The sequence below is a fragment of the Paenibacillus sp. E222 genome (assembly GCF_013401555.1).
GTDB lineage: Bacteria > Bacillota > Bacilli > Paenibacillales > Paenibacillaceae > Paenibacillus.
Genome location: NZ_CP058552.1, coordinates 2,532,536 through 2,547,612, shown reverse-complemented (window position 1 = coordinate 2,547,612; position 15,077 = coordinate 2,532,536). Strand labels below are relative to the sequence as shown.

The window sequence follows — 15,077 nt, the reverse complement described above, 5'->3', positions numbered from 1 at the left end:
GATCCCCTTTGTATCCTGACGAATGTCTCTCGATATAAAGGGGTATTTTGTGTTCCGCTTTGAAGACGTATGGCGATCTTGACGGGCAAATGCCCAAAACGATAATTTTCAGGCTCTACCGGGCAACGGCCCAATCAGCCTATCCCCAAGGCACATAATATACGATGTACGCAAGGGCGTGCCCAACACCACTTGAAAAGGGGAATGACCATGTCTGGAGTAGTTGAAGAAACAAGAGGCGGTTATGGATGCGGCGGTTACGGTTACGGAGGATTTACAAATACAGGTGCCATTCTCGTTCTGTTTATCCTGCTCGTCATTATCACTAAATCGTTCCTCTGTTAGTCCATACGTCCTCACCAGGAGTCGGAACAAGGTAAGCTGACTGCAGCACAAAGAAGGGTATTCCGGGATACAGCTCGGAATACCCTTCTTTGGTTACGTTACGCAAGAGCCCTGGTCAGCGCTGCCATTGAACACTAAGTGGTCAGACGTCCGACCGTTCATTCATCCTCTTCTTCCTTCAACCACTTGTTGCCCTGAGAACGTCGCATTAAGTAGATGACCAGCACACCAAGGACCAATGCTGCTCCGGTCATGCTCAGTCCACTCCATCCCGCAGCCAGCATCGGCAGCCACATAAACAAGGCAGCCAGTGCATGCAGATTCGAAATGAATCCCAGTACCTGGGAGCGACGACTCTCTCCCGAGATGGGATAAATCATAATCCAGAACGATTCACTATGACTGCGTCGCAGCGCACCCAGCTGCACACCCACAAGCAGCAGGAAGAACAGGTATACACCAATACCGAAATAACTGCCTGCCGTCCACCAGGACAGCAGCATGCCCAGTACAACCAAGCGCACAACGATGGAGAACACTTCAGTTCGGATGAACGTTTTGGTAATCAGATAGCGATAAGCTTTCCCTGCATTCCACGGGAGACCACTCCCCCATTTGCTGAGCCAGCGGCGAGAACTTACTTTTTGGCCTGATGAAGGTACATCGACGAACCATCCTAGCGTGCGCATCACTCGGCCAGCCTGGCCCTGCTCCACCTGAATGAGACGGTCCCATGAAACCCGATGTTTCAGAGGGATACGCAGGGCAACGATATAAACGACGGCCAGCAGCAGCAGGAACCAGATGCTGCGCTGTGGAGGCTGCCACAACCAGGCGGCAATCGCCAGTACAGCCAATGCCCATCGAAGCAAACGATATCCTCTGGCGGCGCCGATTTGCACCATGCGCAGTTCTTGCCAAGCCCCATAGCTCGATAGCCCTTTCCACAACAGGAGAAGCAGGATAAACCAGCCAAATGGCCTTGCATCCTGATCTGCTCGAACATAGAGCGGCCATAACGTTACAAATACGAGCAGCATACCCAAGGTTTTATAAATCATGCCACGAGCGAAGCTGTTTTTCAGATATTCGTGCATCCGATATTCCTGCGGACGTAAAAATACGATGTCTGCCGGATGCAGATATGTACGATAACTGCTAAACAGCACCAGTGGTGCCAGCAGCAGCAACGTAATCCAACGAATCGGAAATCCCGCCGGGATGTGCTGTACAAACGATGTATACCAGGCGGAGAACGCAATGACGAGAAATAAGAACACCATGGCTACGCCGCTCTGAATGACATAACCCAGATAAGGAAGAATTCCATTCCAGAATCCCGTGCGTCTTTGCTTCCATAGCTGCTTGAGATCCATGCTTAATCCCTGCCTTGTACAAGGGAATAGAACATATGCTCCAACGTGGCATCCGATTCCCCGAATTGAGTACGCAGCTCATTCAGCGTCCCTTGAGCAATGACCTGTCCTCGGTGCAGGACAATAAAACGGTCACAGTAATTTTCAATGGTGGACAGAATATGTGAACTGAGCAGAATGGATGATCCCGAAGCCTTCATTTCAAGCATAAAATCAAGCAAAGAGCGGATTCCGAGGGGGTCAAGTCCCAGGAAAGGCTCATCAATGATATAGAGTGGCGGACCTGCCACAAAAGCACACATGATCATGACCTTTTGCCGCATCCCTTTGGACAGGTGGGTCGACAGACTTGTACTTTTCTCATTCATGCGGAACAAGTCCAGCAGTTTCTCCGTACGCTTTTTGAAATCAGCCTCAGAAACACCATAGGCTCTGGCCGTAAACTCCAGATGCTCCATGACCGTCATCTCGTCGTACAGTTCAGGTGATTCCGGTACAAAGGCCATGGCGGATTGATATACCTGTGGGTCTTCGTCACGCTTCTTGCCCATGACTCGCACTTCTCCCTGCTGAGGGGTCATCAATCCTAAAATATGCTTCATTGTAGTACTTTTTCCAGCACCGTTTAATCCGATCAGTCCGACCATTTCTCCGCGTCCAACTTCCAGATCGATGCCGTGGAGGACTGGCCGCTTGGCACTGTATCCTCCGCTTAGCCCGTTGATTTTCAGTACGGTTGGTTGAACGTTATCCATCTATCCCTGCACCTCTTTCGTCAGGTTTTATTCTTCAGAGCGTGGCTCTTTACCTTTGCTCCATTTGGGAGCGCCCTTGTTCTTGCGATCCTGGTCCCGTTCTGTTCTGCCTGTATTGCCAGCTGGCTTGCCGCCCCCCGGACGTTGATTCGAAGCAGCCGTTCTGGCGCCGCCATTGCGGCTGGCCTGACCAGGTTTACGATCCCGGGATTGTCCTGGTTTTCTGGAGAAAGAATGTCCTTCAGGCCGCGTATCCGGACGCGGATCAGCCTCCAGCACTTTCCCCCCGAACAATACACGTTCCGGCAATTCGATTCCAAGTTCCCGCGCAAACTTGCGCATAATGAAAATTTGCGTTTCGTCCACGATCGACAACACGATACCGCTGCGACCCATACGACCTGTTCTTCCTGCACGGTGAACATAGTGTTCCGAATCAAATGCAGGGTCATAGTTAATGACCATCGGTAAACCTTCAATATCCAGTCCTCTGGCTGCAACCTCGCTCGCGATCAGCAGCTGCAGTTTCCCGTTACGGAAAGCGGATAGCACGTTGCTGCGGGTCACCTTGTCGGCATCTCCATACAGTGCAGCTGCGGAGAATCCAAGGTGATTCATTTTCGCTTCAACCTCGCCAATATCCTCGGTAGCATTCACAAAGACGATGGCGCGATCCGGGTTATACTGTCTAACCAGACGGCGAAGCATATCAATTTTGTTGCGATTTTCTTCCACAAAATAAAAATGCTCCAGTCCCGCCGCAGTTGCCCGGTCCGGTTCGATTCCGATCTGTACCGGCTCTTTCATCTCCCGCTTCGCAAGTCCTGCAGTATGTTCATCGATCGTCGCTGACAGGAAAATGAGCTGACGGTCGCGCAGGGCACTGCGCAATACGAAGTCCACATCACTTACCCCGCCGAGCTGGAATACCTGATCTGCCTCGTCAATAACGATCGTGGAGACGTTGTGCATTTTCAGCTTTTTCAGCGTGATCAATTCCTTCAGTCGTCCTGGTGTACCCACGACCAGTTCCGGGTGTTCACGCAGCTTCTCGATCTGACGTTTTACAGCTGCGCCGCCAATTAACCCCAGAACGCCAATTTTGCGTTCTTCTCCATAGCGCTGTGCCTCGCGGACAATCTGCATCGCCAGCTCTTGAGTAGGAGCTATGATGAGCTTCTGTGTCCCTTTTACGTCACTTTTAATGGATTGCAGCAGTGGCAGCAGATAAGCGAGCGTCTTGCCTGTTCCCGTCTGAGATTTCGAAACCACATCGCGACCTTCCAAAATAACCGGGATCGTCTGTGCCTGTACCGGTGAAGGTTCGTTGATGCCATGTCTGGCGAGTACAGCCTCAAGATCCTGTTCTACGCCAATTGAAGCAAATGTTTGATTCGTCATGTATGTCCATCCTTTAAATTTATTCGTTATGACGCTATATACATTCAACTAAACAATATTTACACTAACACTCCAATGACAGAACAACCTTCCGATCGCTGTTATCCCCAGATTTTTTTGAATGAATCCTTTTTTGAAAAGGGGAGATCCGGGGATAGCGTATGCTTCCGATGTTGCTTTCTTTTAGAAAGCTTTTAGGCGAAGTGTATGCTTTCGAAGTAGCTTCGCTTCTTCAGATTATTTCTGTCCTCTCCGTTATCGTGTAAATGCTTAGTTGAACATATATATCCATGCTTGTACTAATAAAACCGAAGCCTGTCATCACATTACCTTTCATTATATGCGAAAAAAGCCTGTGGACCAAATCTTATTCAGGGACAGAAATTTTTGTTTTAGAATGATTCTTTAAATTGGAAAATATAGTATTATTTATTTGATATAGTTTTTAGAGGTGCTTATATTTAAAGTCATATTATCTTTCTAAAGGAGGTATACCTATGTTTAAGAATCGATCCTTGAGCTTAAAGAAAAGAAAATGGAAAATAACAACATCTTTTGTTCTTGCACTACTGTTATTTGGCTTGTCTGTTCTGCCTGCAATGGCCGCATCTCCGGGAAAAACCGTAAACGCCTCGGCAAAACTGGCATACCATCTCAAAGGACTCAAGCATGACCGTGTTGTGCAAAAGGCATACATCGCGGATAAATACGTGTACGTTACGCAACGTGTGGACGGGACATGTCACCTCTCCAGATTACTCATAAAGGGCAGCGACGCTGTATACGTGGATAAAATGACCATCACGAACAGCGGTCATTGCCAAACGCTGGATATGTATACGTACAATGGGTCCAATTATTTTTATTTTAGTTCAAAAGCCGATCCTTCGGAACCTGAATTTTGGTCACTACAGGTAGCCAGACTGCAATACGCGGCAGGCAAAACCGTGGATTATACCGATCTACATCGGTTCACGTATATGAATTACGCCAACAAAACCGGTTCGAAATTGGGTGAAACCCGGCGTGTGGACGGAGGCGGCAATAGCAATTATACCGTTTTTCGCGTACAAACGAAGGACAAAACCACCGTCACCTGGTCCATTTATGACACGGTCGCTTTAAACAAACTTCTGGATAATAACAAGCAGGTTCGAATGGACAGCGCAGCTGCGGTGAAGGCCGCTGTTTCCAGCTTCACGCAGTCGGGCAGTGGCATTATCAGACCCAACGGATCGTTTCAGGGAGTAGACCTGCTGGGCAAAACGCAAATATTTACATCAGGCGGGGGAGAAGGGGAAACTCCTCAGATTGCCAAGATTTCAAGTTCAGGTGCTTACCAATCCCTTGTGAAAATAACAAATGTCGGGAAACATGAAATTGAGGGCGTACAGACCAAGAACGGGAACGTATACTTCACCATCGTTACCGATCCAGGCAATAAAGCGAACGGGCAGAAAATATACTACGTTCCCGATAGCATTTTCTAACGGACTGCTGAAAGAGGCATAACACATAACCGTTGGTCACTCCGCCAAGATCCTCCCCAACCGCCGTCCTTGCTCTGAATGATGAAGAGCAAGGCGGCGGTTTTTCACATTTAACAAAAAAAAGAAAAGCCCCTCGGCGGAGCCCTTCTCTTATCCGATATATGATGCCCATTGTTGCATCTTACTTCTGATTCATTACACCGTGCGACAGCCTGTCAGCAAGACGCGGAAATAGCTGATACAGCCACACTCCAGCCGAAGCCAGTCTGGGCAGATTCACTTCTTCCTTGCGCTTCTTCATCGCCCGGATCATATGCCCTGCAACCTCTTCCGGCTTCAGCATCATCCAGCGTACATTATTAACATAGTTACCGGAGGGGTCAGCCCGTTGGAAGAAAGGTGTATCGATGGGTCCGGGATTAATGGTCGTTACCGTGATTCCGGTCTTGCGAAGTTCCTGGCGCAGGGCATTGCTGAAGCCAAGTACGGCGTGTTTGGTTGCTGTATATGAAGCAGATTTTGCAGTTCCGATCTTGCCAGCCATGGAAGCTACATTCACGATCTGTCCTCTGCCTCGTTGTAACATCTGCGGCAGCACTGCCTTGGTACAGCGAACAATGCCCATGTAATTAACGTCCATCATCTCATCGAATTCCTGCACAGACATATCCGTCATGGCCGCAAATTTTCCGTAACCAGCGTTATTCAGCAAAATATCGATTCGTCCGTATTTCTGCAACATCGCATCCACGGCTATCTGAACTTGCTCATTATTCGTTACGTCTAACGTGAGTAGTTCATGCTGCCCTTTCAGCGAAGCACCAATCTCTTCCAGCTTGTCCCACGAGCGGGCAGCCAGAATCGGGATGGCTCCTTCTTCTATCAGCATCTGTGCACAGAGCGCACCAATTCCGCTCGACGCACCCGTGATAAAAACAACCTGATCTTTTAGCATACCCGACGTCCTCCCGTATTGAACACATATTGCCCCTAGAGGCGTATGGTTCTATTCTACGAGATCATCACTTGAATATCCATCTCACCGATTCCGTCCATCATCAAAGGAATGCTCAATGCCTTCGTTGCACTAAAGGAAGTCAGATATTCAGAATTCATCACTTGCGGAGGTGTAATATCAACAACGACACCCTGATTGGACAGGATGGTACTTGCATTGCCGCTAATCATATTGCCAAGTTCCGAAATAGCACTTTTACTCATTTCGTCCATTTCAGTAATGACAAAGCCGCCCATCATGGCAGAAACGATTTTCAATGCAACCGACTCTTGTATTCCAAACACGATGTTTCCGCTTAGTTGTCCAGTCATTCCGATCACGATCCAGACATGGTCTGCAATGTACTCCACATTTTTCACGCCAAGACTCCCGGTGGAAGGCGAAACCTGGATGAGCTGTTCGAATACGTTCCGTGCGGATTCCAGGAAAGGATTAATCACTTCCGCTTTCACTGTCTATTGTCCCCCTTACACTGGGTTATTGGTCACACACCAAAAGTCCCATATTCAATAAATTTATTATACTTTATCACGTACAAGAATTCACCAAGAATTCGGCAAGGCATGTGTACTATAATTTATCGTCATCCGCGGAGCAAATGTTTATAGCTGATTCTAGCGAAAAATCGAGGCTTTTCGCATCTGTTGCAAGAACCATTGCCATGAAGAGGCATGGCAAAAGGCATTTAGGACTTTTTTACTGTTTCTTAAAATGTTAAAAATTTAATTTCTTGAAATAAAATTAATTTCTCGTTCTAATGGACCTCCCCAAATCCATGATGTTCCCTTCATTGCCCTGCTGTCCTGAATCACCTATAATTTAAGGAACGGAATAATGACCAGTTACGGGATTCCACCTATGGATAGACAGAAGACATTTTGCGTGCAAGGAGGCCATACATGAATATCAGTCAACTGGAGACGCTGATTACCATCTCGAAAACGATGAGTTTCCGCAAAGCCGGAGAACTCCTAAATTTGACCCAGCCCGCCGTCTCGGCCCAGATCAAGAGCCTGGAGGATGAATTCAGCACCGTTCTTGTCGATCGGAACCAACCGGTCACCCTCACCGATCGCGGACAGGTATTTCTTCAACATGCCGAACGAATGCTGGACATCGTGGGAGAGCTGAAACAGAAGCTGATGGATCTCGATGAGACCCCTCAGGGACATATCAGACTCGGTACAACCACATCTATTGCCATTCAGATTTTGCCACGGGTCTTATCCTACTTTCAGGATCAATTTCCACTCATCAAGACCAGTATCCAATCCCTGCCTTCTTCACAGATCTATACCCAGGTCGAGAATGGTATGGTCGATATCGGTATCGGTTATCTTACGGAGCGTAATCCTAACCTGAATACGTCCGTGTTGTATTATGACACTTTCGAGCTTGTGGTATCTCCTTTCCATCCACTGGCGAAGCAAAAGCATGCCGCGGTGGATGTTCTGCGCAGCACACCTCTGATTTTGCTATCTCCGGATACGGTGGGGCGCCGCTTTACGGAAGGCATTTTCAAAAAACATAATATTGAGCCCAATATCGTTATGGAGTTGTCAAGCAGCGAGGAAGTGAAACGGATGGTTGAGATCAATCTCGGGGCAGCCGTTATATCCAAACAATCCGTTGCCCATGAGTTGCGGCAAGGCACACTGCGCATGATTCCACTCAGTGAACTGGAGGTCAGTCACCCTGTCGGAGTCATCTACAAATCAAGTCGTTATGTGAATTCGGCCATGCAGCAATTCCTGAGCGATCTCAAAGGCATGCCGGAGACCCAGTTCATCAGTTCAGAATGATAAATGAGCCATGAGAAAGGAAGGATTTCCATATGAAATTTGATCTTCACACCCATCATTTTCGTTGTGGTCATGCAGACGGCAATATTCGCGACTATATCGAGGCAGGTATTCAGTCTGGACTTCAGGTCATCGGTATCTCGGATCATACACCTTACTTCGGCAGTGACGAGGAGCAGGCATTTCCCCGGATCGCGATGGGCAAGTCGGAATTGCGTCATTACGTGGAAGAAGTACTGGCTCTGAAGGAAGAATACGCAGGCAAAATTGATGTGCTTCTTGGCATTGAATCCGACTATTTCCCTGTGCATGCCGAATTGTATCGCAATACACTGGGGCAATATCCTTTTGATTATATTATTGGTTCAGTTCATCATACGGAAGATGTCAGCATATTCAACAAAACCCGCTGGAACGGATTAAGTGCTGCACGTAAGGTTGAAGTGAAAGAGCGTTACTATGCATTGATTCGGCAATCAGCCCGAAGCGGCATGTTCCAGATTCTCGGACATATTGATGCCATGAAAGGAAATTACCCACCTTTCTCGGACATTATCGCAGATCAAGCCATTGATGAAACGCTGCAGGTCATTGCAGAATCGAACGTGGCTATTGAAATTAATACGTCGGGTAAAACCAAGCTTAGTGGTGGCTGGTACCCGTCCGATGCCATTCTGGAGCGTGCGCATCATTACGGAGTGAAGGTGACCTTCGGATCAGATGCCCACAAACCGCAGCGTGTTGCCGATGAACTGGATGACGTTCGTACACGTCTGCAAGAGATTGGATTCACTGAATGGGTATACTTCAAGCAGAAACAAATGCAAGTTGTACCGTTTTAAACATAGAGCACCAAAATAGCCCTCACGGCGTAAAAACGCTGTGGGGGGTTTTCTTTGTATCCTAATATAAAAAAAAGATGTTATATAAGTTCTGTCATCGGAGTGTTGGTGTAGAAATTCCATAGTTAAACTTATATAGACAAAAAAAATGAACCCGCTAAGCGCGGGTCCCAACAGCATAATCTATTATCAAAAAGGGGGTCATGAGATAAGTTTACCCGCTGTCTGTTAGAGTTCAATTGCAGCTATATTTCAATTGTGTAACAAATGATTGAAGTTCGTTTCAAACCTCTGCTGTTTCATTTTATTCGGCAATAGAAACATTTCGATCTATATTTTTCTGATTGAAAGGCGCTCTTTGGATTGATGCAATATGCTCTATTCTATGTTACTCGTGCTTGTCGGATACCAACGTTTGCAGGCGATTCTCCCAATGAGAACGAACATGCTGTTCACGATACAAACTGTACACCTTAACATCCAGCAGAGTATCCGGCGTCTCACCATCCTCATGATTCAAAACAAACGAGGGCAGGGTCCGTTCATAAATCATACCGCTTTTGCAAAGAACCCGTTCGGATGATACATTTGCCTCGTAACAGCGGGCTTCCACTTTGCACAAATTAAGCTCGGCAAAACCGAATTCCAGCAAACGCTGTACTGCCTCAGTCGCGACTCCCTTACCCCAGGTGGACCTGTTCAGAATATATCCGATCTGTGCGGTACCGTTCTGTTCGTTCCAATGCTGAAATGAAGTGATGCCGATGATCTGTTCGCTGCCTTTCCAGCAGATGCCGTAATGCAGTGAATCCAGCTTGGCACTGCTGCTGCGAATCTGATTCAATAATCGCCGAGCCCGGATTGGTGTGGGCTGACTCCCCCTGTTTACATAACGGATCACCTGCGGGTCGGAAAACAGCTCCGACAATGTGCTGTAATCACTCTGACGTAATGATCGAAGAACAAGGCGCTCTGTCCATAAAGCAGGCAATCCTTGGCCCAGCATTTTTCGGGTCAGCATGACAATCGCTCCTTTTGCCTAACGGGTTCTAGTCCGGTAAGACAAGCATGCTCTGAGGTAGATCCGGCGCAAATAAAATACATGGATAAACGATGAAACATCACTATGCTCTACAATACTACGCTCAGTAGCCCGAACATTAGTATGCCAATTCATTACAGCGGTTTATTCCTGACCTAACTAATCCGTTTGCAGCCCGCGATAAACGCCTGTACGAAGCTCTCGGATATAGAAATCAAGCGAAGGCACCTGAGCCTGCTGAGCAGCCTTTACTTCCTGCTCAATATCATAAGGAACCCTTACAAATTGAAGATTGAACGGGGTATTCCGATCATTGCTGTCCTCTCCTTCAAGGATACAATAAGAAGCCTGGGTAAAATCAAGCGGGTTACCCACACTGCCTGCATTGAACAGCATTTTCCCATTCATAAACTGCAAGTATGCGTTATGCACATCGCCATATCCCACGACATCCGCCACACCGAACTCAGGCTCATCTGCCGGAGGCTCGAACATCGCTAACCTTTTCTCGATCTCATCCCACGGCTGTACACGGTGATATACACTTTGAGGAGAGGCATGCACCAAGCGGATCGTACGACCACTCAGCTCTAATTGGTGGCTAAAAGGCAAGCTCTCCAGATATGCCAATCGCTCCTTACCCAGCCGCTTCGCTTGCCAAGTAAAATTCTCGTTGTCCTGATTAACCGCAACCAACTCATCCCAGTTGCCACGGATGACGTGCTCACATGTCTCTCTCACCAGATCTACAACCTGTACCGGATCAGGCCCCTTGCCAACGAGGTCGCCAAGACAAAAGATTCGCTTCAATCCGCGACTTCGAATATCTTTTAATACCGCTTCCCAAGCAGTCATGTTGCCATGAATATCGGATACAATCGCAATTCGTTCCATCTGGCTAACCTCCCTTTATGCTCTATATTCTTTATGTTGTTAACCCTTTAGTTCAAAAACAGTCAATTCCGGCCTGCACAAAAAGCGAATCGGCAGTTGGGTCATGCCAAAGCCACGGTTCACATAGACAGGCATATGCTTATCCCCTGCGTAATATAACCCTTGAATATACTTTAGTGAACCTCTTGGTGTAGTCAGTGCCCCAATCCAGGGAAAACGCACCTGCCCGCCATGACTGTGTCCAGAGAGCTGTAGTCCGAAACCATAAGGTGCTGCAATGTCTGCATAATCGGGCTCATGCATAAGCAGCAGTTTCCAGACCTCTCTACTCAATCCCTTCATGGCTGCAACAGGATCAGGTCTGCCCGTAAGCGCGTCATCCAAACCTGCTATCGCAATACGTGAATCCCCTCGCTCAATCAGAACATGGCTGTTTCGAAGAAGCGTGAACCCGGCCTCTTTAAACATCAGCTCCACTTCATGCTGCTGATGGCCTCGGTAATCATGGTTCCCCAATACGGCATATTTGCCATACTTCGCTTGCATTGAAGCCAGTGCAGGAATACATTCACGCATCGGTTCTGCTTCCCGTTCAACCATATCTCCGGTAAAACAAATCAGATCAGGCTGCTGCTCCCGTATCGTTTCAGCCAGCTTCTCCATTTGTTTCAGCCCCGTATGGAATCCTAGATGTGCATCACTGAACTGAATTACACGCAGTCCCTCGAATGCTTTTGGAAACTTGGGCAATTTCAATTCAACATGCTTGATCTCCAGATGACGAGGCTCCCATAACCAGGCGTATCCTCCTGTGAGCAAACTGGCACTCGCCGTCATGAAGATCATGCGCAGCAAAAAACTTCGCCGGGAGGGATCATGATCCTTTTCCTCCCCGGGAAAAATGGGGTTCTCCGAATCAGATCCATACTGTGAGCGCTGGGGCGGCGAGATCTTGCTGCCCTCACGCGGTGTTTCTCCCATGCGTCCCCCTCCTTCTTCCGCCCAAATCCATCCCCTTAGTATACCATATTCTATGTGACTAGCCCGGATCCTTTGCGAGTACAGAAAAAGAAGCCGTAATCTTAGGCTTCATGCGCCCAGGATCACGACTTCTTGTAATGGTGCAGATTCGATGTTCTGCAATGGATATGAATAGATTACACGCCCAACCAGCGTTTAAACATATGTTTGGTCGTTTGTTTGTTCATTTCGGCAATGGAAGTTGTCAATGGAATCCCTTTTGGACAAGAGCGTACGCAGTTCTGCGAGTTACCACAGCCCTCAATACCTCCGTCTTCCATAAGTGCTTCCAAGCGGTCTTCAGCGTTCATCTCCCCTGTTGGGTGAGCATTGAACAGACGTACTTGAGAAAGAGCAGCCGGACCGATAAAGTCTGTCTTTTCATTGACGTTCGGGCAAGCCTCGAGGCATACACCACATGTCATACATTTGGACAGCTCATAAGCCCACTGACGTTTCTTCTCAGGCATCCGCGGACCTGGACCGAGGTCATAGGTACCGTCAATCGGAATCCACGCTTTAACCCGTTTCAGGGCGTTAAACATCCGGGTACGGTCGATGACGAGGTCACGAACCACCGGGAAGGTTTTCATCGGTTCAATGCGAACCGGCTGTTCGAGCTTGTCGATCAGGGCAGCACACGCTTGACGCGGTTTGCCGTTGATGACCATGGAGCATGCTCCACAGACTTCTTCGAGACAGTTCGATTCCCAGCAGACAGGGGCAATGGACTTGCCTTCTGTATTAACCGGGTTCCGCTGGATCTCCATCAGGGCGCTAATAACGTTCATGCCGGGACGGTACGGAAGCTCAAACTCTTCGTTGTACGAAGATGACTCCGGGCTGTCCTGACGGGTGATGATAAACTTGACGGTTTTTTTTGCTGTAGCTGTGTCCGTCATATCGTTGTCCCCTCCTTTGAGTGACGATGATTGGTGTTGCTGATGCGCAAAGTTACTCTTTTGGTGCACGGGTGGCGCTCCGGCAGCGGAATGCCCTTCTGATCGCTGTTATCCCCGGATTTTTTTGATCAACCCTTCCCAGGGTTAAAATCCGGTGATAAAGGCGAGCGCTTCGCTTCTTCTGGGCATTTCCGCTTCCTCCGCTACGTCGTGCAAGCAGGGTCACTTTGCTGGAAACTGCACTCCATTCATACTGGATGCAGTATTTAGTTTCTAAAGCATCGCAAGGCGCTTTACTGAAAATAGCCATAATTCATTCTGGTTAGTAGTAACATTGAGAAGCTCCGCGTACGCTTTGCCTCTATGTGTCTACTTCTTTTCCGTTAAGTTGCTAAGTCATTAACTTTATTAATAGACCGAAATTTCGCTTTACTTAATCCTTCGAGTAGTCCCGGATCCGTGGTGGGATCAGGGAAACGTCTACAGGCTCGTACGAAATTTTTGGACCTTCCTTCGACCAACTTGCGATCGTTGTTTTCAGGAATTCCTCGTCATTCCGTTCGGTGAAATCCGGTTTGTAGTGCGCTCCACGGCTTTCGTTACGCAGCAGTGCGCCCAACGTCATCGCTTCTGCCAGTTCAAGCATATTCCACAGCTGGCGGGTAAATGCTGCACCCGGGTTGTTCCAACCAGAAGTGTCGTACATGTTGATTTTGCCGTAGCGCTCTTTCAATTCCTTGATTTTGCCGATAGTCGCTTCCAGCTTATCGTTGTAGCGTACCACCGTCATGTTCGCCGTCATCCACTCGCCAAGCTCTTTGTGAATGACATAAGCATTTTCATTGCCCTGCATGTTCAGGATGCCTTCGTATTTATCAGTTTGGCGCTTGGCATAACCATCGAATACAGAAGAACTGATATCTGCGGACGATTTTTTGAGTCCTTTAATATATTCAACCGCTTTCGGTCCAGCCACCATACCACCGTAGATTGCCGATACCAGGGAATTCGCACCGAGACGGTTCGCACCATGATATTGGTATTCACATTCACCAGCTGCGAACAGTCCTGGAATGTTGGTCATTTGGTTATAATCTACCCACATGCCGCCCATGGAATAATGCACTGCCGGGAAGATTTTCATCGGGATTTTGCGTGGGTCATCACCCATGAACTTCTCATAGATCTCAATGATTCCGCCGAGCTTCACATCCAGCTCCTTCGGATCTTTGTGTGACAGGTCAAGGTAGACCATGTTCTCGCCGTTCACGCCGAGGCCCATATCCACGCAGACGCTGAAAATTTCGCGCGTCGCGATATCACGCGGAACAAGGTTACCGTATGACGGATACTTCTCTTCGAGGAAGTACCAAGGTTTACCGTCTTTGTACGTCCAGATCCGTCCACCTTCACCACGAGCCGATTCGGACATCAGACGCAGCTTGTCATCGCCTGGAATGGCTGTCGGGTGAATCTGAATGAACTCACCGTTCGCGTAATTTACACCTTGCTGATACACCGCACTTGCGGCAGTACCTGTATTGATAACCGAGTTGGTTGTTTTACCGAAAATAATGCCAGGGCCGCCGCTCGCCAGAATAACTGCTTCTGCCGGGAACGTTTGTACCTTCATCGTTTTCAGATCCTGTGCTACAATCCCGCGGCAGATGCCTTCGTCATCAATAACTGCCTGCAGGAACTCCCAGTTCTCATACTTGGTCACGAGACCGGCCGCTTCCCAGCGACGCACCTGCTCATCCAACGCGTAGAGCAATTGTTGTCCTGTCGTTGCACCGGCAAACGCTGTACGGTGATGCTTCGTTCCGCCGAAACGACGGAAATCAAGCAAACCTTCCGGTGTCCGGTTAAACATTACGCCCATCCGGTCCATCAAGTGAATGATGCCTGGTGCCGCTTCACACATCGCTTTGACTGGAGGCTGATTCGCCAAAAAGTCACCGCCATATACGGTATCGTCAAAGTGTACCCATGGGGAGTCGCCCTCACCCTTGGTATTTACAGCACCGTTGATACCGCCCTGGGCACATACGGAGTGGGATCTTTTAACGGGAACCAGTGAAAATAAATGAACATGGACTCCGGCTTCAGCCGATTTGATCGCCGCCATCAATCCCGCGAGACCTCCGCCCACAATAATTACATTAGATGATGCCATTGCTGTTCACTCCC

Annotated in this window: 14 protein-coding genes; 4 read left to right on the top strand and 10 right to left on the bottom strand. The window is 48.3% G+C overall.

Going from position 1 to position 15,077, the window contains the following annotated elements; all coding sequences use genetic code 11:
- Positions 1-210: 210 nt before the first annotated feature.
- Positions 211-345 (top strand): YjcZ family sporulation protein, encoded by a 135-nt coding sequence (locus tag HW560_RS33485; RefSeq protein WP_208642755.1) that lies wholly within the window; start codon positions 211-213, stop codon positions 343-345.
- 158 nt (positions 346-503) lie between these two features.
- On the opposite strand, the gene HW560_RS11325 is transcribed toward HW560_RS33485, so the two are convergent.
- The 3 genes from HW560_RS11325 to HW560_RS11315 are packed head-to-tail and all read right to left on the bottom strand — an operon-like array spanning position 504 to position 3,877.
- Positions 504-1,721: an ABC transporter permease gene (locus tag HW560_RS11325; protein ID WP_090904486.1), complete on the bottom strand. Its 1,218-nt coding sequence runs from the start codon at positions 1,719-1,721 to the stop codon at positions 504-506.
- A 2-nt stretch (positions 1,722-1,723) separates the two neighbouring features.
- On the bottom strand, positions 1,724-2,476 hold the full coding sequence (locus HW560_RS11320) for an ABC transporter ATP-binding protein (protein ID WP_179263106.1): 753 nt from the start codon (positions 2,474-2,476) through the stop codon (positions 1,724-1,726).
- A gap of 27 nt (positions 2,477-2,503) precedes the next feature.
- Positions 2,504-3,877, bottom strand: coding sequence for a DEAD/DEAH box helicase (locus HW560_RS11315; protein ID WP_179263104.1), 1,374 nt, complete (start codon positions 3,875-3,877; stop codon positions 2,504-2,506).
- 497 nt (positions 3,878-4,374) lie between these two features.
- On the opposite strand from HW560_RS11315, the gene HW560_RS11310 reads away from it, so the two are divergent.
- The gene (locus tag HW560_RS11310) at positions 4,375-5,367 is read left to right on the top strand and encodes a helveticin J family class III bacteriocin (RefSeq protein ID WP_090904488.1); all 993 of its coding nucleotides are present in this window, start codon (positions 4,375-4,377) and stop codon (positions 5,365-5,367) included.
- 181 nt (positions 5,368-5,548) lie between these two features.
- Here the strand turns inward: HW560_RS11310 and HW560_RS11305 are convergent, their stop codons facing one another.
- Together HW560_RS11305 and HW560_RS11300 are read right to left on the bottom strand one after the other, a co-directional pair.
- Complete coding sequence (locus HW560_RS11305; protein ID WP_179263102.1) at positions 5,549-6,322, bottom strand: SDR family NAD(P)-dependent oxidoreductase; 774 nt, start codon at positions 6,320-6,322, stop codon at positions 5,549-5,551.
- Positions 6,323-6,378: 56 nt separating this feature from the next.
- The gene (locus tag HW560_RS11300; RefSeq protein WP_090904490.1) at positions 6,379-6,837 is read right to left on the bottom strand and encodes a chemotaxis protein CheX; all 459 of its coding nucleotides are present in this window, start codon (positions 6,835-6,837) and stop codon (positions 6,379-6,381) included.
- 447 nt (positions 6,838-7,284) lie between these two features.
- Here HW560_RS11300 and HW560_RS11295 point away from each other — a divergent pair, with 447 nt between their 5' ends.
- Positions 7,285-8,187: a LysR family transcriptional regulator gene (locus HW560_RS11295; RefSeq protein WP_053783212.1), complete on the top strand. Its 903-nt coding sequence runs from the start codon at positions 7,285-7,287 to the stop codon at positions 8,185-8,187.
- A gap of 32 nt (positions 8,188-8,219) precedes the next feature.
- Positions 8,220-9,029 carry a histidinol-phosphatase gene (locus HW560_RS11290; RefSeq protein WP_179263100.1) on the top strand — a complete coding sequence of 270 codons (810 nt, stop codon included), beginning with the start codon at positions 8,220-8,222 and terminating at the stop codon, positions 9,027-9,029.
- A 388-nt stretch (positions 9,030-9,417) separates the two neighbouring features.
- On the opposite strand, the gene HW560_RS11285 is transcribed toward HW560_RS11290, so the two are convergent.
- The 5 genes from HW560_RS11285 to sdhA form a co-directional block, all read right to left on the bottom strand.
- On the bottom strand, positions 9,418-10,050 hold the full coding sequence (locus tag HW560_RS11285; RefSeq protein ID WP_179263098.1) for a GNAT family N-acetyltransferase: 633 nt from the start codon (positions 10,048-10,050) through the stop codon (positions 9,418-9,420).
- Positions 10,051-10,230: 180 nt separating this feature from the next.
- The gene (locus HW560_RS11280; RefSeq protein WP_090904493.1) at positions 10,231-10,965 is read right to left on the bottom strand and encodes a metallophosphoesterase family protein; all 735 of its coding nucleotides are present in this window, start codon (positions 10,963-10,965) and stop codon (positions 10,231-10,233) included.
- A 39-nt stretch (positions 10,966-11,004) separates the two neighbouring features.
- Entirely contained in the window at positions 11,005-11,946 is a 942-nt protein-coding gene (locus HW560_RS11275; RefSeq protein WP_090904494.1) for a metallophosphoesterase, read from the bottom strand.
- A 176-nt stretch (positions 11,947-12,122) separates the two neighbouring features.
- Positions 12,123-12,887: a succinate dehydrogenase iron-sulfur subunit gene (gene sdhB / locus HW560_RS11270; RefSeq protein ID WP_053783217.1), complete on the bottom strand. Its 765-nt coding sequence runs from the start codon at positions 12,885-12,887 to the stop codon at positions 12,123-12,125.
- 433 nt (positions 12,888-13,320) lie between these two features.
- Positions 13,321-15,063 carry a succinate dehydrogenase flavoprotein subunit gene (sdhA, locus tag HW560_RS11265; protein ID WP_090904495.1) on the bottom strand — a complete coding sequence of 581 codons (1,743 nt, stop codon included), beginning with the start codon at positions 15,061-15,063 and terminating at the stop codon, positions 13,321-13,323.
- Positions 15,064-15,077 lie beyond the last annotated feature (14 nt).

Coding starts and splice junctions, on each gene's coding strand:
- HW560_RS11305 (WP_179263102.1), bottom strand. CDS start 6,322: ATGCTAAAAGATCAGGTTGTTTTTATCACGGGTGCGTCGAGCGGAATT.
- HW560_RS11310 (WP_090904488.1), top strand. CDS start 4,375: ATGTTTAAGAATCGATCCTTGAGCTTAAAGAAAAGAAAATGGAAAATA.
- HW560_RS11275 (WP_090904494.1), bottom strand. CDS start 11,946: ATGGGAGAAACACCGCGTGAGGGCAGCAAGATCTCGCCGCCCCAGCGC.
- HW560_RS11295 (WP_053783212.1), top strand. CDS start 7,285: ATGAATATCAGTCAACTGGAGACGCTGATTACCATCTCGAAAACGATG.
- HW560_RS11285 (WP_179263098.1), bottom strand. CDS start 10,050: ATGCTGACCCGAAAAATGCTGGGCCAAGGATTGCCTGCTTTATGGACA.
- sdhA (WP_090904495.1), bottom strand. CDS start 15,063: ATGGCATCATCTAATGTAATTATTGTGGGCGGAGGTCTCGCGGGATTG.
- HW560_RS11280 (WP_090904493.1), bottom strand. CDS start 10,965: ATGGAACGAATTGCGATTGTATCCGATATTCATGGCAACATGACTGCT.
- sdhB (WP_053783217.1), bottom strand. CDS start 12,887: ATGACGGACACAGCTACAGCAAAAAAAACCGTCAAGTTTATCATCACC.
- HW560_RS11325 (WP_090904486.1), bottom strand. CDS start 1,721: ATGGATCTCAAGCAGCTATGGAAGCAAAGACGCACGGGATTCTGGAAT.
- HW560_RS11315 (WP_179263104.1), bottom strand. CDS start 3,877: ATGACGAATCAAACATTTGCTTCAATTGGCGTAGAACAGGATCTTGAG.
- HW560_RS33485 (WP_208642755.1), top strand. CDS start 211: ATGTCTGGAGTAGTTGAAGAAACAAGAGGCGGTTATGGATGCGGCGGT.
- HW560_RS11320 (WP_179263106.1), bottom strand. CDS start 2,476: ATGGATAACGTTCAACCAACCGTACTGAAAATCAACGGGCTAAGCGGA.
- HW560_RS11290 (WP_179263100.1), top strand. CDS start 8,220: ATGAAATTTGATCTTCACACCCATCATTTTCGTTGTGGTCATGCAGAC.